The following is a 17,752-nucleotide window of genomic DNA, read 5'->3' on the forward strand; positions in this document are numbered from 1 at the left end:
TCCCGCTCCCTCGTGTTGTAAGTTTCTCTTTTTCAGCCTTACCCTTTCATGTTGTTTTGGAAGGCTCGACAAGATAGTAGGTCTCAGAAAAAATCCGTCCGATATCATTACATTTGTTCTGGAAGTCATCTAAAAATGCGCTGATGCCTTCATCTTTCAGCGAACTGATCTTACGTTCGTCAAATTCATCAATCATCAAATCAAGCGCTGCATATATTCTCCATGAATAATGTGAGACACGTCCGCCTTCAAGTGAAATCACGGATTCTCTGATATGATCCATACAGTATTGTATGGATCTCGGGAATGAAAAGTCCGAAATCAGGAATGTCAGGATGTCTTTTTCATTCATTCTTGGAGGATACTGCTTCAGATATTCTTCATACCCGTTAACAAGCTGCAGTGCTGAGCGCCAGTAATAATAATTCGTGCCGTCAGCTTTTTCTCTGTCAGCAGTTGAGCGGTCGTTGAGCACATTCAGAATGCGTGCTGTTTTCTCACCGCGTTCAAGCCATTTTGCAACATTGAAAAACCTGTAAGGGACACCTCTTGTCATCATGGAATCAACAATCCCGTGCGAAGTCAGTGCTGCGATTTTGACTCTGTTTAAAAACTGCTGAATATCTCTCAGCGAACCTTCTGATATTTTCATTTCAGTCGTTTCAAGGTAAAGATTGTTCCATACTTCAAAAAGATCGGTTGGAATACTATCACGTGTCGTGCGTGCATTTTCACGTGCATATTTAATACAGCTCAGAATGGAATTCGGATTATTTTCAGCAAATGCAAGATAATCGATCAGATGATTCGTGCTCATTTTCGGATACATCCGATTAAAATCTTCTACAGATCCGCAAATTTCAAGCACCGTTTCCCAATCATGGCGCGCGAGTGTTTCTTCAGAAGAGGCTTCAAGCATCTGAATCAGCTGAACCCCAAGCACCCGTGCATTATTTTCTGCCCGCTCAATGTTCCGTGACATCCAGTAAAGTGAATCAGCTACTCTGCTCAGCATGATTGTCTTCGCCCCCTTTCAATACCCATGTATCTTTACCGCCGCCGCCCTGAGATGAATTCACGACAAGCGATCCTTCTTTCAGTGCTACACGTGACAGTCCGCCAGGTAAGACATTCGTTTTCTTCCCTCTCATAACAAATACGCGAAGGTCTACATGGCACGGATAAAAACGTCCATCCTGAAAAGCAGGTGCGCGTGACAGCTGAATGGTCGGCTGTGCAATATATTGATGAGGTTCTTCTTCAATCTTCTTTCTGAACCGGTCAATTTCTTCATTTGTCGCATGCGGTCCAATCAGCATATCGTAACCGCCTGATGCACCTACATTTTTCACCACTAGCTGATCCAGATTTTCAAGCGCCCATTTGCGCTGTTCAATATTTCTCATAAAATACGTATCTACATTCGGGATAATCGGATCTTCCTTCAGATAATAGCGGATCATCTCAGGGACAAATGCATACATCGCTTTGTCATCTGCTACTCCGTTTCCAACACCGTTCAGGAATGATACATTGCCTTTTTTATAAGCACTCATTAATCCCGGAACGCCAAGTGCTGAGTCCTTGTTGAACACCTGCGGGTCAAGGAAATCATCATCAATGCGGCGGTAAATGATATCAACCCGCTGCATTCCTCTGATCGTTTTTACATATACAATATTGTCTCTGACATGAAGATCGCGCCCCTCTACAAGTTCGATCCCCATCTGCTGAGCAAGAAATACGTGATCATAATAAGCTGAATTATACATCCCCGGCGTCAGCAGAACCGCACGCGGCTCGTGCAGACAGTTGATCGGGCAGTGATCCAGCACAGCTTCATGCATATGTGAAAGCTGATGTTCGAGTGAATGGATGCTGTGACGGTTAAAAAATTCGGGATATACCTGTCGCATGACATAACGGTTCTGATAGACATAAGACATGCCTGAAGGGTTACGCAGATTGTCTTCGAGGACACGGTATGTACCTTCCTGATCACGGATCAAATCAATTCCTGCAAGGAATATATGATTTTTCAGTGGCACATCAATACCAGTGACCTGCTTTTTAAGATAATACGGATTCTGTTCAACGAATTCTCTCGGAACAACACCGTCTTTTACGATTTCAGCATTGTGATAGATATCATCAAGAAACATGTTCAGTGCCTCAACGCGCTGCTTCATCCCTTTTTCAATCATTGTCCACGTCTCAGGTGGCATAATGATCGGAATAAAATCAAACGGCATGGTACGTTCAGTGCCGACATTATCGTTATAGACAGTGAATGTGATCCCCTGCCTTAAAAAACTGAGCTGGGCTGTTTCATGCTTTTCTCTCAGTTCAGATTCACTGAACTGATCCATTACTTTATGAAAATCCTGATAGTGAGCCCTGGTGGATCCGTCTTTTTCGAGCATTTCATCAAAGTTCCGGTCTGACTGATACGGCTTAAACATTGCCCTGTCCCCCTTTTTTTATGGTCATTCTTAAACACCTCTATAAAACTTTTTCAACAAGAAAAGATTAAACTCCTCTAAATTTTCAGAAAATACTTTAATCTTTACCCTTCTTTTGTCACGGGTAAGCACGATGCAGTCATGTTTTGGAGAATAAGATAAAGATTTGTTAAAATAAGTGAACGGAGGGATGAGTCAATGACACAAAATGAAATCAAGAATAGAATTGCAGAGTTAAAAATGGAATATATCCGTGCACAGGATGACCTCGAAAAGCTTGAATCAGTGGGCCGTAGCGGCGAATTCGCGCAAAAGAGACTGACTGGAATTGAAGAGGAATTATCTGAACTGAGAAAGATGGAAGAATAACCCTTTTGCTTATGGAGTTTAAAAAAACTTGAACAGTCACCCCTAACCTCTTGCCTATACAGGTAAGGGGTTATTTGTTTTCTATATAAACTTTTTCACTTATAATCTTTTTATTAAGAACGTTATATTAAAGTTAGATATTGTTTTAGCACAGCTGGTGATTGGAGCGGAAGGGGACGACTCCAGCAGGAGAAGTCGGACAGGTGAGACCCCGCAAGCGCCCCGCGCTGAGGAGGCTCACCGCGAACCAAAATCGGGTTCACTGCGGAAAGCGTTCCCCTGGAGCGAAAATCACCAGCCATATGTAACAAAGCCATTAAGAAACGAAAGCTGGTGAAATCAATGACTCTTCCCTTTCAGGAGCCGGTCCTGGTCTTCGGGCTCGCTGTTATTATCTTTTTAATCTCTCCATTTATGATGAGTAAGCTCAGAATTCCGGGAATTATCGGACCCATTATCGCCGGTGTTATTGTCGGACCAAACGGGCTTGGCCTATTAGAACGCGGGGAGACGATCCAGCTGCTCGGTACTGTCGGCCTTCTATTTATCATTTTTATAGCCGGGCTGGAACTTGATATAGACGGCTTCAAAAAATACAGGTCAAGAAGTATTATGTTCGGTCTACTGTCTTTCTTCATTCCTTTACTATTTGGTACAGCTCTTTCCTACTATCTCGGTTTTTCATTCAGTGCGGCGATTCTTTTAGGATCCATTGTCGGCTCGCACACGCTGCTTGCCTACCCGATCGCTTCGAGGCTTGGTATTGCCAAAAATAAAGCCGTCACGACTGCAATCGGCGGTACGCTTTTGACGGATACCTTTGCCATGCTGATTCTCGCTGCTGTTGTCGGGCTTGCAGGAGGGGATACAAGTGCTGAATTTTGGCTCCGCTTGATGATCTCAACTATTTTATTTGGGCTTGTGGTGCTCATTGGTGCTCCAATTGCAGCAAAATGGTTTTTCCGCAACTCAAATAACGATGGTCAGATGGAATTCAACTTTGTCCTGACAATTATGTTTGTGGCAGGCGCAATTGCGCTTTTAGCAGGACTAGAACCGATTATTGGTGCGTTTCTCGCCGGCCTTGCATTGAATCGGTATATTTATGATCACGGTACGTTGATGAACAGAATCCGTTTTACAGGAAATGCACTATTCATCCCGTTTTTCCTGCTGTCAGTCGGGATGCTGATGGACTTATCTGTTCTGTTCTCAAGTCCCGATGCCTGGATCATGCTTGGTGTGGTACTTGGTTCAGTATTGATCGGAAAATCGATTGCGAGTCTGCTCACAAGTAAAATTTATCACTATAGCAGGTTGGAAAATTTCGTGATCATCGGGCTGACCACCCCTCAGGCAGCTGCTACACTTGCTGCAACGCTCGTCGGCTTCGAGATCGGCCTGTTGAATGTAGCAACTGTGAATGCTGTGATTGTCATGATTCTCCTGACCTGTATCACCGGTCCTTATCTGACTGAAAAGTTTGGACGGAGACTGGCTGAGAGTGAAGCGCTTGATACACCTCAGCTGTTTGACGAACGTCCTGAGAGAATCCTGATACCTGTTGCAAATCCAAAAACGACTGAAACACTGCTTGATCTCAGTTTTGTTGTCAGAAAGGCGAAAGCTTCAGAAGAGCCCATTTACCCGTTGAGCGTGGTTCAGCGTGATGTAAAATCTGTTCAAAATGCGGTGGCAAACGCAGAAAAAATGCTGACACAGGCTATTGCCCATGCAGCCGGTGCTGAAATTCCGGCACGGTCACTGATCAAAGTTGACCGCAATGCAGGACGCGGAATTGAACGCGCTGTTGCAGAGGAGCGTATTACCACCATTATCGCAGGCTGGAATGGACAAAAATCTGCTAAGACGGCTTTATTCGGGAGTGTCATTGATAATTTCCTTGACCATACGAATGAACGTGCAATGATCGTGAAGCTTGGACACCCGCTTAACACAACTGAACGCATTGTGTTACTGATACCGAGCGGCTCTGATCATAAGCCCGGGTTTGCAGATGCCCTCCGTATTGTAAAAGGAATGGCCGCTCAGCTGAACACAGTACTAGAAGTACTCATTATCCGTGACAAAACGGAGCCATATGAAAAGTTAATAGAAGACATAAAGCCTGGTGTCACGACTTATATTCACAGACTTGCATCCTGGCAGGCACTTTATCAGCAGCCTGTTGAATCATTAAGGAAGAATGATTTAGTCATTGTCATGAGTGCGAGGAAAGGGACAATTGCCTGGCATCCTCAGCTTGATCAGTTGCCAAGCCGTCTTGCAGTCGCTAACCCTGAAAGCTTTATCATCTTCTACCCGACCGAAACCGGCGAGACAGATGTTCGCGGTGCACGGGGTACAGATGTACCAAAAGAAGTGCTTTTCAAAAGGGATTATGACTGAATGAAAAACCAGGCTGAGACGCGAAACTGTCTCAGCCTGGTTTTTATGACGATAAAATTTTCCGTCAGGTCTCACTGTATTAACTGTGCGCACCTGCTTCACGTAATTTTGCAGGCGGTGTTTTCTGAAACAGACTGCCGCGGTCTCTCCAGACGAAGAAGAGTGACAGCAGAAACGCCAGTCCATCAGCAATCGGAAAGGCAAGCCAGACTCCGGTTAGCCTTAAGAATGTCGGGAGGATTAATACAAGTGGAATCAGGAAGATCAGCTGCCTTGCCATAGAAAGCACAAAGGAAATTTTCGCTTTACCAAGTGCCTGATACAGCCCCCCTGTGACCATTTGAAAACCGATAATCGGCACAATCAGGAAGATAAAGCGCATTGCTTCCTCTCCTCCTGAAATCACTTCAGGATCCGTTGAAAAGACAGACATCATCGCACCTGGGAATAACATCGTTACAGCCCAGACAAAGATCGCCATGACCGTTGAAATCCCTATACCAAGCTTAAGTGTTTCACTTACTCTGTAGTGCAGCTTCGCGCCGTAGTTATAGCCAATAATCGGCTGCATGCCCTGAACAATTCCAAACATCGGCATAATCGCAAACATCATAATCCGGTTAATAATACCGAAAATGGCCACTGCAGATTCACCGCCATAGATGACAAGCATCCAGTTGACTGCAATAAACATCAGGCTACCTGCAGTCTGCCGTACAAAAGTGGCGGAACCGATCTGTGTAATCTCACGCACCACGCGCCAGTCCGGAAGCAGGCCGATCCATCTTAATTCCAGTGAACTCTTTCCTGCACGGAAGTATAAATACAGCCAAATCGCTCCGACAGCCTGCGAAATGACTGTTGCAATTGCTGCTCCCGCCATTCCCATATCAAGCGTAAAGATAAAGATCGGGTCGAGTACAATGTTCAGGCCTGCTGAGATCACCATCGTCAGCATCGCCATTTTCGCATTCCCTTCAGAGCGTACGACGTTATTCATCGACATTGCAAATGCCTGGAAAATTGCGCCGTATAGAATGATTGATAAATATTCCGCTGCATAAGGAAGAATATCTGCTGTTGCACCAAATGCGATCAGAATCGGTTCAAGAAATGCCAGTGCAGCGATGACCATAATTACACTTAAAAAGCCTACAAGCCAGATCACATTCCCGAAAATCTTATTCGCTTCATCCAGCCTGTTTTCACCGAGGCGCCTCGAAATAATGGATGCTCCACCAATCCCAATCGCTGCTGCAAAAGCAGTAATGATCATCTGCAGCGGGAAGGCAATAGAAAGTGCCGCTACTCCGACTGTACCGATCCTTCTTGCAATAAAAAATGTATCAGCAATATTATAAAAAGCCATGACGAACATACCGATGAACGCCGGCACAGAAAATCTGATCATTAATGAAGGGATTTTTTCTGTTCCAAGTCTTTCACTCTGCTGTTTCATTTGATTTCACCTCTTCCATTCTTTCAACCTCTTTAACCGCGTTATCTGCCATACGTTTCAGCAGTTCAATCGCAGTCTGTCTTTCTTCATCACTGAATCCATGAGTCAGCGTCTCTGTCCAGTGCGTCATTTCTTTTTTAATGATCGATTCAATTCCTTTTGCTTTATCAGTCAGGAAAATTAAATTCGCTCTTCTGTCTGATTCATGCGGCTTCCTGATCACATAGTCTTCCGTTTCAAGCTTGCGGATCGCACGGGCCACAGTTGCTTTATCAATATTCAGCTCCCCTGCCATGTGCTCCTGTGTGACGCCATCCTGCTCAAACAGGATCATTAGAAACTTAATCTGCCCCTGACCAATTCCGTATTCGGCAAATGTTTTACTTAAAAAAATATAACTGTAACGGTGGACTGTAGACAGCCAGCGTCCGGCAGTATGTGCTTGTTGCATATTCTCATCTCATTTCGTTTTTAATCACTGAGAAAGATTATAATCAATTTTAGTTGCATACGCAACCTTTCATCTCACGAAATTAATTACACTGGCAGGAAGAGGTTACATCCTTTATGATGGAGGAAGACTTTTATTTTGGAGGAATACGATGAGCGTATTAACAGTAAGCAAGCTGTCCCATTCATTTGGTGACCGCACGCTTTTTAAAGACGTATCTTTCCGGCTATTAGCCGGTGAACATATTGGACTTGTCGGTGCAAACGGCGTTGGTAAATCTACGCTGATGAATATATTAACGGGTGAACTGATCCATGATGAAGGAAAAGTGGAGTGGCTGCCCGGCACACATTACGGCTATCTGGATCAGCATACACAGCTGACGCCCGGTCGTACGATGCGTGAAACATTAGGAGATGCCTATCTTCCTCTTTTCAAAAAAGAAGAAGAGCTGAATGAGATCACTGGTAAAATGGCAGATGCATCTCCTGAAGAACTCGAGACGCTTCTTGAGGAAATGGCGGAAATCCAGGACGCACTTGACGCAGGGGATTTCTATACGCTGGATATAAAGATTGAAGAGGTCGCACGCGGACTGGGACTGGATGCGATCGGACTTGACCGCGATGTCGCTGCTTTGAGCGGCGGACAGCGTACGAAAGTGCTGCTTGCAAAGCTTCTTCTTGAAAAACCGAAAGTATTATTGCTGGATGAGCCGACGAACTACCTGGACGTTGAGCATATCCGCTGGCTGTCGATGTATCTGAAAGATTACCCGCATGCCTTTCTATTGATTTCGCATGATACGAACTTTATGAATGATACAGTAGACATCATTCTTCACTTGGAGTTTGCCCGTATGAACCGCTATACGGCAAGCTATGATAAATTCATTGAACTCGCTGAACTTCATAAGAACCAGCACCTGCAGGCGTATGAAAAGCAGCAGGAATTCATTAAAAAGCAGGAAGACTTTATCGCTAAAAACAAAGCGCGCTATTCAACAACAGGACGTGCGAAAAGCCGTCAGAAGCAGCTTGACAGAATCGAGCGGATTGACCGCCCTGAAACAGCTGCCAAGCCAACATTTGAATTCAAGGAATCCCGCGGAAGCAGCCGTTATGTCGTGGAAGCTGAGAACCTTGAAATCGGTTATGATGAGCCGCTGCTCCCAAAAATGACACTTGAGATCGAACGCGGTGAAAAAATTGCTGTAGTCGGCTGTAACGGTGTCGGTAAATCTACGCTTTTGAAAACGATTATGGGTAAGCTTGATCCTTTAGGCGGAAAAGTCATTCATGGTGACTTCCTGTATCCGTCTTATTTCGAACAGGAAATGAAGCCAAAAGCGATCACGCCGATTGAAGACGTGTGGAGTGAATTCCCGGGGATGGACCAGCACCAGGTGCGTGCAGCGCTGGCAAGATGCGGACTGAAAAATGAGCATATTTCCCGTCAGATGAATCAATTATCAGGTGGCGAGCAGGCGAAAGTGCGCCTGTGTAAGCTGATGATGCATGAAAGTAATTGGTTGCTGTTTGATGAGCCGACAAACCATTTGGACGTTACGGCAAAAGAAGAGCTGAAGCGTGCGATGAAGGCTTATAATGGAACGATTGTACTTGTATGTCACGAACCTGATTTTTATGAGGGTTGGGCGACGAGAACGTGGAATGTGGAAGAGTGGAGCGAGAAGGTGAACGCTTAGGTTTTTGCTTTTGAGAAGCCGCCGGTGATTTCCGGGCAGGACTGCGCTTTCCACTGAGGCCGAGAAGGACGGAAGAATTCTGTCACCTTTTAAGATTTATCTATCAGCTTTCGGATTATTGCGTCAGGAATCCAATTATTTAAACGTGGGGACAGTGGACAGTCGTTTTATCTATGACCTTTTGAATTAATTCCATCACCTTTGCGATTAATTCCATCACCTTTGAATAGGATTCGACTTTCCACTTCCAGTAAGTAAAAATAAGCAGAGCCGCAGCTCTGCTTATTTTTTATGCCCTAATTCCTTCACTCTGGCTGTACAGCTTTCCATCGCTTCCAGAATTGCACCTCTGAAGCGATGTTTTTCAAGGGCTTCTGTTGCTGCAATGGTAGCGCCGCCGGGTGATGTCACCTGGTCTTTCAGTTCTCCAGGGTGTTTGCCTGTATCTAACACCATTTTTGCCGCACCAAGAACCGCCTGGGCTGCGAGACGGTAGGCCTGATCACGTGGTAATCCCTGACGGACACCGCCGTCTGCCATTGCTTCGATCATGATATAGACATAAGCCGGTGATGAGCCGCTGATCGCAGGAATTGAGTCCATTAAATCTTCAGAAATCACTTCTGCTTTGCCGAATGAACGGAACAGCTTGAGTACAGTCTGAAGTTCTTCATCAGTTACTTCCCCGTTTGTACTGATCGCTGACATTCCTTCCCCTGCAAGTGATGGCGTGTTCGGCATCGAACGGACGACTTTCAGTTTCTTTTCAGCAAACGCTGAAATATCAGCTGTCGTCAGGCCTGCCGCAATGGTGATCACGACCGTTTCTTCTGTTAAATGAGCTTTGACTTCCTGTAGGATCTGACGATGAAGGCCCGGTGCAATCCCGAGAAACAACAGGTCTGCTTCTGCAACTACTTTACTGTTGTCTCCTGTTACTTCAATTCCAAACTGATCTGATACTTTTACTCTCGTTTCTTTCGTGGTAGCACTCGCAATAATTGAAGACGGCTTGACTGTTTTTGAACGGATCATTCCGCCAATCATTGCCTGTGCCATCTTGCCGCATCCGATAAAACCGATTTGTGTCATGTGATCCTCCTACTTTTTCTTTCTCGAGCTGATATATAAAATGCCTGCCGTAACGACTGCAATCGTAATAACTGTTAAGATCAGCGATGTGCTGAATAACGGAAATCCTTCCATTGTCCATCTCCCTTTCGTTCGTGACTGGTTTTGTTTACTATCTCATATTTTCCCTGAAAGCTCTATCTGAAACGCGATCTTATTTGAGAGAAAGCCAGTCACAAACTGCACAGCAGGTATAACTTCCACAGCCAGCCATATAAAATTTACAAAAGAAATACGATCACAGTATTGCGTATATAAGCATATGCCTATATACTAATCAACGGATAGAATATTGGGAGGTGTGAGCCATGCTCGCAAAAGAAGCGATGTCGATTGATAAAGCGTCTACAGCTTTGAAGCTGATGGGTGATAAAACCCGTCTGACGATGCTACGTATTCTTGCAGATCATGACTGCTGCGTATGTGAATTCGTTGAAATCTTTCAGATGAGTCAGCCATCTGTCAGTCAGCATGTCCGGAAAATGAAAGATATTGGCATGATCAAGGAACAGCGGAAAGGACAATGGATTGTGTATTCGCTGAATGAATCATTTGAAGGATACGAGATGATCCGAATCATTTTGAACCAGCTTCCTGCACAGGACCACCATCTCGAACAGCTGATCGAAAAAGGCAAACGCGTTTCCTGTAACTAATTTCAAAGGAGTTTCTCAATGGATATATTTTTAGCAATATTGATCTTTCTTATTACTTTAACATTGGTGATCTGGCAGCCAAAAGGGCTTGGGATCGGCTACTCCGCAATGGGTGGCGCTGTGATCGCCCTGATTTTGGGTGTCGTTTCCATGCAGGACGTGGCCGATGTAACAGCAATCGTCTGGAACGCCACACTGACATTCGTCGCACTCATCATTATTTCATTGATTTTAGATGAAATCGGATTTTTCGAATGGTCGGCGCTGCATATGGCACGCTTTGCAAAAGGCAGCGGCATCAGGATGTTTATTTACGTGACATTACTCGGTGCACTGGTTGCAGCCTTTTTCGCAAATGATGGTGCTGCACTGATTTTGACACCGATTGTACTCGCTATGGTGCGGAATCTTAATTTTAAGGAAGCAATGATCTTACCATTCATTATGGCCAGCGGATTTATTGCTGATACAGCTTCCCTTCCACTGATCGTCAGTAACCTTGTGAATATCGTGTCTGCTGACTTGTTCGGCATCGGTTTTGCAGAATACGCAAGCCGGATGATAATTCCGAACTTCTTCAGTATCGGAGCAAGTCTTTTGGTACTCTGGCTGTTTTTCCGTAAGAGCATTCCGGAAAATTATGATTTGTCACAGCTTCGCAAACCGCAGGAGGCACTGAAGGATCCTAAGATGTTCCGCCTGTCATGGGGTGTACTTGCCATTCTGCTGATCGGATATTTCACCAGTGAGTTCGCTGAGATTCCGGTTTCAATCATTGCCGGCATCATTGCAATTATCTTCCTGCTGATTGCAAGAAGAAGCCCTGCTGTGAATACGACCACTGTTGTAAAAGATGCACCGTGGGCAATTGTGTTCTTTTCAATCGGTATGTACGTAGTCGTCTACGGATTGCGTAATGTCGGCCTGACAAGTCTGCTCGCTGACGTCCTTGATGCAACAGCTGATCACGGGCTGCTCGCTGCCACAATGGGTATGGGCTTTATCGCAGCCTTCCTGTCTTCGATCATGAACAATATGCCAACCGTGATGATCGACGCACTGGCCATTCAGGAGACAGCTACAACAGGCGCAGTGAGAGAGGCATTGATCTATGCAAATGTCATCGGTTCTGACCTTGGACCAAAAATTACACCAATCGGCTCACTCGCAACGTTATTATGGCTGCATGTCCTGAGCAAAAAAGGCTTCAACATCAGCTGGGGCTACTACTTTAAAGTAGGTATTATCCTGACAATCCCGACATTGTTTATTACGTTGTTTGGATTGTATGTATGGTTGCTGATTATTTTGTAAATAAAAGTTTTTAAAAATAACGCTGCCCCTCTCCGTGGAGGACTGCGCTTTCCTGCCCCCGGGCGGTGAGCCTCCTCATGCTTCGCATTGCGGGGTCTCACCTGTCCCTTCCTGGGGCGGGAGTCTCCGTCCTCCACTCCGAGGGGCAGCTGAATTACTCTTCAATATTCAGCGTTTTCTTAAAACCATATTAGTTCATTCCACAGCGGTGATTGCAGTGGAAGGCGGTGACTCCAGCGCGATTAGCCGGATAGGTGAGACCCCGCAGACACGTAGTTTCGAGGAGGCTCACCGCCGGCCGCGCGGAAAGCGTCCGCCTGAAACGGAGATCAGCCGCCCACTTATTAAAAACAATCTAAGAGGAGTGTTTCTCATGTCTAAAAAAACATTATATTTTCTATGTACAGGTAACTCTTGCAGAAGTCAGATGGCTGAAGGCTGGGGTAAAAAATATTTAAGCGATGAATGGAACGTACTGAGCGCAGGTCTTGAAGCGCATGGGCTGAACCCGAATGCTGTGAAAGCAATGAATGAAGCTGGAATTGATATCTCAAACCAGACCTCTGACACAATCGACCCTGAGATCCTGAACAACGCAGATCTAGTGGTTACACTTTGCGGACATGCTGCTGACCACTGCCCGGTCACTCCACCACACGTAACACGTGAACACTGGGGCTTCGATGACCCTGCTAAAGCAGAAGGTACTGAAGAAGAGAAATGGGCTTTCTTCGAGAGAGTACGCGATGAGATCGGTTCAAGAATCAAGACATTCGCTGAAACAGGCAAATAATATACTGGATGTAACTTCCACCAAAACAGCATGATGCTTGCGTTTCCCGGCTTTTTCTTACATGATGAATGTATAAGCAAAATGAGAAAGGAAGACATTCATGATCATTACAGATGAAGCAAAGGAAGCATTTAAAACGTTATTTCACCAGTATGAATCTGAAAATATCCGCGTCTATTTTGCAGGACAGGGAGAAGGCAGTCCTGAAATCGGGTTATCGTTTGATGTACCTGAAGATAATGATGTCATTCAGACTATTAACGGCATCAAGGTAGCGATCGATCCACAGATTTTATTCGTGGCAGAAGAATTGACACTTGATCTTCAGGATACGCCTGAAGGCCGGGGCATTGTGATTACCGGCGGACCTGACCAGATTATGTAATATGGGTTAGTCAGAAAATCACCCGGAACACACGTGTCCCGGGTGATTTATTAATTTGATTATTTCTCTTCTTTCATCTCTACAATCTTTATATCGCAGCAGCTTTCTTTTCTCTCAGGCTTAATGATTGAAATGAATTTTTTCAACACTGAATACCACCTCCTTTAAATGAAGTAAAAGATAAACCCTGATACAGAAGCCATTGTTAAAACAGATAAGACAAATACAGCAACAAGCTGGATATTAAATATAGACTTCAGCAAGACGACTTCCGGCAGGCTCGCTCCTGCTGAACTGATCAGCAGTGCCATAATCGGCCCGAGTGCCATACCCTTTAACAACAATACCTGTGAAATCGGGATCATACTTGAAAGCCTGATATACAGCGGGATTCCGAGTAATGCAGCAAGTGGAATGAGCCACCATTCCTGATGCCCAAAATTCTCGGCAATCCATTCAGCCGGTACCAATCCGTGAATCCCTGCACCAATCGCAGCGCCAATGATCAAAAACGGAAAGACCGACTTCATCATCTGACCTGTTTCACTGAGTGCCTTCTTTACATCCCATTTTTTATGTTTAGATTGATAACCTTCTACCATGACCGGCTTCACATACTTTTCAAATCCCAGACGTTCAAGTGTAAATCCTAACATTACTGAAAAGATAGCTGTGACTGCTGTATAAATAGCAGCTGTTTCCCACCCGAGTATGACACCCATCACTGTCAGAATGGTCGGATCAAGCAGCGGCGACGCGAACAAAAATACCATTGTTAAACCGAACGGTACTTTATTCCGTAGCATATTAACCACAACCGGAATCGTTGAGCATGAACAAAATGGTGTGATAAATGCAAACACAATCGCAAACGCCCCCGCTTTCCATTTAGACCTTGTTCTCAGATAGTGTTCTACTTTCTCATATGGAATAAATGACTGAAGCAATGAAAGAACAAATGAAATAACGACGAACAAAACAGTAAGTTCAAGTGCAATCCATAAAAATGATTCAAACAATGTTCTCACTCCTTATATCAACTTTTTTTGATTAATAAATCAATTTTATTTGATGTATAGATTAAACCGAAGCATTTACCTGCTCCGATTATTCACAGCACTGCTCATCGTTTCTGAATAAACAGCATAACGCCGGTGACAGCACTTCATTGACTCCCTCATCTTTTATAGAATAATAATTCCACGTACCCTTTTTTTCTACATTCAAAAAACCTGCGTCAAGCAGCTGCTTTAAGTGATAAGAGAGCTTTGACTGGGACATATCGATGTGTTCCGCCAGATCACATACACATAGCGAGCCGTGCTGCTGAATCAGATGAAGGATCTCAAGTCTTTTATGATCAGCTAAAGCTTTAAATTTCTTTTCATATTTTACAAACGTTTCTTCAGTCGGGACAGGAATTTGAGTGGTCATGTGAATACTCCTTTGCATCAAATTTATTTGATATTTAAATCATATGCTCGAAAAAATTTTTTGTCAATCATTAAATCAAATTTTTTTGATCAATAAACTGTAAGTAACTGGTTTGTCAGAAAAAACTTCGGGTATAAAACCTTTATCTGAATACAGGAGGTTTTATGATGTCACATCGCATTGAAGTTGAAAAAGGCGTATCACTATTTGTAGAAGATATCGGAGAAGGTCAGCCGGTTATTTTCATTCACGGGTGGCCTGTGAATCACCGCATGTTTGAGTATCAAATCAATGAAATCGTGAATCTCGGATACCGCTTTATCGGAATTGATCTCCGTGGATACGGACAGTCTGATAAACCGTGGAGCGGCTATGATTATAACCGGAAAGCTGATGATGTAAAAGCAGTAATCGATCAATTAGGGCTTGAGAATGCAGTGCTAGCAGGCTTTTCAATGGGTGGGCCTGTCGCCCTCAGGTATATGGCGCGTCACCAGCAGCACGGGATCACGAAGCTGATGCTTCTTGCACCGGCTGCACCGCGCTTTACAAAAACAGATGACTTCCCGTATGGAATTGAAGCAAAAGAAATTGACGGGATGATTGAAAGCATTCAGAAAGACCGTCCGGCATTTTTAGAGGAGTTCGGCGGTATGTTCTTCCACCAGGAGCAATCAGACGCTTTTAAACACTGGTTTGGCACACTCGGCCTGCAGGCATCTGCCCATGGAACCATTCATTCTGCCGAAGCCTTACGGGATGAAGATGGCCGCGGTGACCTTGAACATGTAACCGTACCAGTTCTGTTATTACACGGCACAAACGATGAGATCTGTCCAATCGATTTTTCTGAGTATCTACAATCTCACCTGAAGGATGCACAATTAGTAAAATTCGAAGAAAGCGGTCACGGACTGGTTTTTGAAGAAACAGAAAAGCTGAACGCAGAAATCCTGCAGTTTTTGCGGACGTAATAAAAAGCCCTGCACGCAGGGCTTTTTCATGTATTAAGCTTCCACAACCGAATATTCACGCTCAAGCTTTTTCTTCAGAAACTTTGCAAGCTCAAGCATGCCATAGGTACCATGCGCTGCTTCAGCATCCGCATTGTAATTCGTGTTTGTATTAATATCATATACATAAATCTCACCGTCAGCATCCTTAATAAATTCAATACCTGCAACGGCAATGTCATTTTTAGATAAAAAGTACTCAAGCTGTGTAATCAGTAAAGGTTCATTGAAATCTTTTACCACCTGAAACTTCGGCTTCTCTTCCACTTCTTCACCAACCGGGCAGAATAGATCATTAATCTGGCACGCATCTGCCGGGCAAAGCTCAAAGCCTTCTGACGTATCTACACGAACAGCATAGACAAATCTTCCACCGACAAACTCACAGCGGGTAATGCAGGATTCAGGCGATTCAATATATTCCTGAATGAGCGTAATACCATCAATCGGCAGCTCGAAATCATCACTGTTCACATATTGTTTCAGTGCATCAATCGAGTGAAACAGCTGAACGCCAAGTCCTTTACCGGCGCGGTTGTGCTTGGTGATGAATGAAGGCTTATCAAGCTTCTCTGCTGCTTCTATAATTTGCTCACGGCCAACTGCCGCAATCGTATCAGGCGTTTTGATTCCGTTCAGCTGAAGGGCTGTATACTGATTAACCTTACTGACTTCAAGACGCAGCGCACGTGAACCGTTTAATACCGTTCGTCCGTGCTGTTCAAGCCAGGCAATCACTGACTCAGTCAATTCCGGTGCAAAGCGGTGACCACGCGTATGGGATGAAGCACTCATTCTGCTGTAAAAAATCCCTTCAGGCGGTTCTTCCGTGAGATCGACAATCCCCTGATCCAGATGCCACACTTCGTAAGGTACATTCAGCTCATCCAACCGCTTCGTTAAATGAATCGTCCACTCATCGTTTTCATGCAGTACATACGCTTTACTCATGCTGTTCCCCCCTAAATGTTGATTTCCTGCTGTATCTTCCGCTTCTTTTCAACCAGTGGCATCACTTTTTCAGAAAAACGCTTCATCTCTTCAAGCTGTGGTGAAAATTGAAGCAGCAACAGGTCCAGTCCCGCATTCTCAAAAGCAACAATCCGGTCGGCAATCTGTTCAGGTGTGCCGATCAGATTCGGTCTGAGTCCGCGGTTTGATACGGAATAGTCCATCAGTTTGACCTGTTGTTCAAGCTGTGACTTGCTGACAAAATCGTTGTAACCCGCATAGCCGCTTACGTCTTTTACATCCGTAATGCGCTCAAGCTCAGCCTGCACCTCTTCTTCAGTGTCACGGCAGATAATAAAGGCCGCCATTCCAAATGAACCAAAAGGATCTTTACCGGCAGATGCGCGACGCGTCTTCATATCAGCAATCTTTGTTTCAATTTCCTCAAGCGTTCCACCGTGCATTACATATGAATCGCAGTGTTCCACGATTGACTGCTTACCGCGCGGGCTCTCTCCACCAGCATACAGAATCGGATTTGGACGCTGAACAGGTTTTGGCTCGAGCTTTGTATTTTCAATATCATAATATTTCCCTTTGAAGCTGAAGGTTTCTTCAGACCATAATCCCTTTAAGATCGTCAGAAATTCATCCGTACGCTCATAACGCTCATCATGCTCTGTAAAAGCACCGCCATACTGCTTTGCTTCCTCAGCCCACCACGCAGATACAACATTCAGCGTAAAGCGGCCGTTAGAAATATGATCAATATTTGAAGCCATTTTTGCAGCAACTGCCGGATTATGGAATCCCGGACGGATTGCTGTCATGATTTCAATTTTTTCAGTTACAGCTGCAAGTGCAGCCGCAGTGGACCAGGCTTCGATGGAATCGCGTTCCGGTCCTTTTATATCGTTCAGGTACAGTTCAGCAATCAGTGTGGTATCGTATCCCCACATTTCTGCTGACTGTATCACTTTTTTCGCGTAGTCAAATGTCGGTGGCATGTTTTCATCTTCTACATTGCGCAGCCATCCGCCAAAGATCGGAAGCCAGAAACCATATTTCATCTTGATCCACTCTCCTTATGTGCTGGTTAAAATAAAAGCTCTGTTAAAGGTGGCTGTTGCTTTCCGCTGCAGGGGGAACGCTTTCCGCAGGGCGTGCGGTGAGCCTCCTCGCACTTCGCGCTGCGGGGTCTCACCTGTCACGCTGCT

General features: G+C 44.8%; 17 protein-coding genes. 8 read left to right on the plus strand and 9 right to left on the minus strand.

The window, feature by feature from the left end; genetic code table 11:
• Positions 1 to 46 precede the first annotated feature (46 nt).
• Both KP77_RS18470 and KP77_RS15070 read right to left on the minus strand, forming a co-directional pair.
• The gene (locus KP77_RS18470; protein ID WP_041123575.1) at positions 47 to 1,015 is read right to left on the minus strand and encodes an alpha-E domain-containing protein; all 969 of its coding nucleotides are present in this window, start codon (positions 1,013 to 1,015) and stop codon (positions 47 to 49) included.
• The gene (locus KP77_RS15070; RefSeq protein WP_041123576.1) at positions 996 to 2,462 is read right to left on the minus strand and encodes a circularly permuted type 2 ATP-grasp protein; all 1,467 of its coding nucleotides are present in this window, start codon (positions 2,460 to 2,462) and stop codon (positions 996 to 998) included. The genes KP77_RS18470 and KP77_RS15070 overlap by 20 nt, the downstream gene beginning before the upstream one ends.
• Positions 2,463 to 2,660: 198 nt before the next feature.
• On the opposite strand from KP77_RS15070, the gene KP77_RS18340 reads away from it, so the two are divergent.
• Complete coding sequence (locus KP77_RS18340; protein ID WP_200889078.1) at positions 2,661 to 2,831, plus strand: SE1832 family protein; 171 nt, start codon at positions 2,661 to 2,663, stop codon at positions 2,829 to 2,831.
• Positions 2,832 to 3,173: 342 nt separating this feature from the next.
• Complete coding sequence (locus tag KP77_RS15075; RefSeq protein WP_041123577.1) at positions 3,174 to 5,240, plus strand: cation:proton antiporter; 2,067 nt, start codon at positions 3,174 to 3,176, stop codon at positions 5,238 to 5,240.
• Between the two features lie 79 nt (positions 5,241 to 5,319).
• Here the strand turns inward: KP77_RS15075 and KP77_RS15080 are convergent, their stop codons facing one another.
• On the minus strand, positions 5,320 to 6,699 hold the full coding sequence (locus KP77_RS15080) for an MATE family efflux transporter (RefSeq protein ID WP_041123578.1): 1,380 nt from the start codon (positions 6,697 to 6,699) through the stop codon (positions 5,320 to 5,322).
• On the minus strand, positions 6,683 to 7,150 hold the full coding sequence (locus KP77_RS15085) for a MarR family winged helix-turn-helix transcriptional regulator (protein ID WP_052474315.1): 468 nt from the start codon (positions 7,148 to 7,150) through the stop codon (positions 6,683 to 6,685). Before KP77_RS15085 ends, KP77_RS15080 begins: the two co-directional genes overlap by 17 nt.
• A gap of 151 nt (positions 7,151 to 7,301) precedes the next feature.
• Here KP77_RS15085 and KP77_RS15090 point away from each other — a divergent pair, with 151 nt between their 5' ends.
• Positions 7,302 to 8,858, plus strand: a complete 1,557-nt coding sequence (locus KP77_RS15090) for an ABC-F family ATP-binding cassette domain-containing protein (protein ID WP_041123579.1) — start codon at positions 7,302 to 7,304, stop codon at positions 8,856 to 8,858.
• A gap of 282 nt (positions 8,859 to 9,140) precedes the next feature.
• Here the strand turns inward: KP77_RS15090 and proC are convergent, their stop codons facing one another.
• Entirely contained in the window at positions 9,141 to 9,950 is an 810-nt protein-coding gene (gene proC, locus KP77_RS15095; RefSeq protein WP_041123580.1) for a pyrroline-5-carboxylate reductase, read from the minus strand.
• A 347-nt stretch (positions 9,951 to 10,297) separates the two neighbouring features.
• Here proC and KP77_RS15100 point away from each other — a divergent pair, with 347 nt between their 5' ends.
• The 4 genes from KP77_RS15100 to KP77_RS15115 all read left to right on the plus strand — a co-directional run bounded on the left by KP77_RS15100 (position 10,298) and on the right by KP77_RS15115 (position 13,137).
• The gene (locus KP77_RS15100; RefSeq protein ID WP_041123581.1) at positions 10,298 to 10,645 is read left to right on the plus strand and encodes an ArsR/SmtB family transcription factor; all 348 of its coding nucleotides are present in this window, start codon (positions 10,298 to 10,300) and stop codon (positions 10,643 to 10,645) included.
• Positions 10,646 to 10,663: 18 nt separating this feature from the next.
• Positions 10,664 to 11,959, plus strand: coding sequence for an arsenic transporter (locus KP77_RS15105; RefSeq protein ID WP_041123582.1), 1,296 nt, complete (start codon positions 10,664 to 10,666; stop codon positions 11,957 to 11,959).
• A 373-nt stretch (positions 11,960 to 12,332) separates the two neighbouring features.
• Complete coding sequence (gene arsC, locus KP77_RS15110) at positions 12,333 to 12,752, plus strand: arsenate reductase (thioredoxin) (RefSeq protein ID WP_041123583.1); 420 nt, start codon at positions 12,333 to 12,335, stop codon at positions 12,750 to 12,752.
• A 100-nt stretch (positions 12,753 to 12,852) separates the two neighbouring features.
• Positions 12,853 to 13,137 (plus strand): iron-sulfur cluster assembly accessory protein, encoded by a 285-nt coding sequence (locus tag KP77_RS15115; RefSeq protein ID WP_041123584.1) that lies wholly within the window; start codon positions 12,853 to 12,855, stop codon positions 13,135 to 13,137.
• Positions 13,138 to 13,301: 164 nt separating this feature from the next.
• Here KP77_RS15115 and KP77_RS15120 read toward each other — a convergent pair whose 3' ends face one another.
• A complete protein-coding gene (locus KP77_RS15120; protein WP_041123585.1) occupies positions 13,302 to 14,165 on the minus strand; it encodes a permease in 864 nt (287 codons plus the stop codon).
• Between the two features lie 79 nt (positions 14,166 to 14,244).
• On the minus strand, positions 14,245 to 14,571 hold the full coding sequence (locus tag KP77_RS15125) for an ArsR/SmtB family transcription factor (RefSeq protein WP_041123586.1): 327 nt from the start codon (positions 14,569 to 14,571) through the stop codon (positions 14,245 to 14,247).
• Positions 14,572 to 14,738: 167 nt separating this feature from the next.
• Between KP77_RS15125 and KP77_RS15130 the strand changes: the two genes are divergently transcribed.
• A complete protein-coding gene (locus KP77_RS15130; protein WP_041123587.1) occupies positions 14,739 to 15,545 on the plus strand; it encodes an alpha/beta fold hydrolase in 807 nt (268 codons plus the stop codon).
• 33 nt (positions 15,546 to 15,578) lie between these two features.
• Here the strand turns inward: KP77_RS15130 and KP77_RS15135 are convergent, their stop codons facing one another.
• Together KP77_RS15135 and KP77_RS15140 are read right to left on the minus strand one after the other, a co-directional pair.
• Positions 15,579 to 16,535: an ATP-grasp domain-containing protein gene (locus KP77_RS15135; RefSeq protein WP_041123588.1), complete on the minus strand. Its 957-nt coding sequence runs from the start codon at positions 16,533 to 16,535 to the stop codon at positions 15,579 to 15,581.
• Between the two features lie 11 nt (positions 16,536 to 16,546).
• Complete coding sequence (locus KP77_RS15140) at positions 16,547 to 17,605, minus strand: LLM class flavin-dependent oxidoreductase (RefSeq protein WP_041123589.1); 1,059 nt, start codon at positions 17,603 to 17,605, stop codon at positions 16,547 to 16,549.
• Positions 17,606 to 17,752: the final 147 nt, after the last annotated feature.

Origin of the sequence: Jeotgalibacillus alimentarius (genome assembly GCF_000829445.1) — a bacterium.
GTDB classification, from domain to species: domain Bacteria; phylum Bacillota; class Bacilli; order Bacillales; family Jeotgalibacillaceae; genus Jeotgalibacillus; species Jeotgalibacillus alimentarius.

Bases quoted from the DNA above. Each gene is read 5' to 3' on its own strand.
- KP77_RS15125 (WP_041123586.1), bottom strand. From the start codon at position 14,571: ATGACCACTCAAATTCCTGTCCCGACTGAAGAAACGTTTGTAAAATAT.
- KP77_RS18470 (WP_041123575.1), bottom strand. From the start codon at position 1,015: ATGCTGAGCAGAGTAGCTGATTCACTTTACTGGATGTCACGGAACATT.
- KP77_RS15105 (WP_041123582.1), top strand. From the start codon at position 10,664: ATGGATATATTTTTAGCAATATTGATCTTTCTTATTACTTTAACATTG.
- KP77_RS15085 (WP_052474315.1), bottom strand. From the start codon at position 7,150: ATGCAACAAGCACATACTGCCGGACGCTGGCTGTCTACAGTCCACCGT.
- KP77_RS15130 (WP_041123587.1), top strand. From the start codon at position 14,739: ATGTCACATCGCATTGAAGTTGAAAAAGGCGTATCACTATTTGTAGAA.
- proC (WP_041123580.1), bottom strand. From the start codon at position 9,950: ATGACACAAATCGGTTTTATCGGATGCGGCAAGATGGCACAGGCAATG.
- KP77_RS15090 (WP_041123579.1), top strand. From the start codon at position 7,302: ATGAGCGTATTAACAGTAAGCAAGCTGTCCCATTCATTTGGTGACCGC.
- KP77_RS15070 (WP_041123576.1), bottom strand. From the start codon at position 2,462: ATGTTTAAGCCGTATCAGTCAGACCGGAACTTTGATGAAATGCTCGAA.
- KP77_RS15115 (WP_041123584.1), top strand. From the start codon at position 12,853: ATGATCATTACAGATGAAGCAAAGGAAGCATTTAAAACGTTATTTCAC.
- KP77_RS15140 (WP_041123589.1), bottom strand. From the start codon at position 17,605: ATGAAATATGGTTTCTGGCTTCCGATCTTTGGCGGATGGCTGCGCAAT.
- KP77_RS15080 (WP_041123578.1), bottom strand. From the start codon at position 6,699: ATGAAACAGCAGAGTGAAAGACTTGGAACAGAAAAAATCCCTTCATTA.
- KP77_RS15135 (WP_041123588.1), bottom strand. From the start codon at position 16,535: ATGAGTAAAGCGTATGTACTGCATGAAAACGATGAGTGGACGATTCAT.
- KP77_RS18340 (WP_200889078.1), top strand. From the start codon at position 2,661: ATGACACAAAATGAAATCAAGAATAGAATTGCAGAGTTAAAAATGGAA.
- KP77_RS15100 (WP_041123581.1), top strand. From the start codon at position 10,298: ATGCTCGCAAAAGAAGCGATGTCGATTGATAAAGCGTCTACAGCTTTG.
- arsC (WP_041123583.1), top strand. From the start codon at position 12,333: ATGTCTAAAAAAACATTATATTTTCTATGTACAGGTAACTCTTGCAGA.
- KP77_RS15075 (WP_041123577.1), top strand. From the start codon at position 3,174: ATGACTCTTCCCTTTCAGGAGCCGGTCCTGGTCTTCGGGCTCGCTGTT.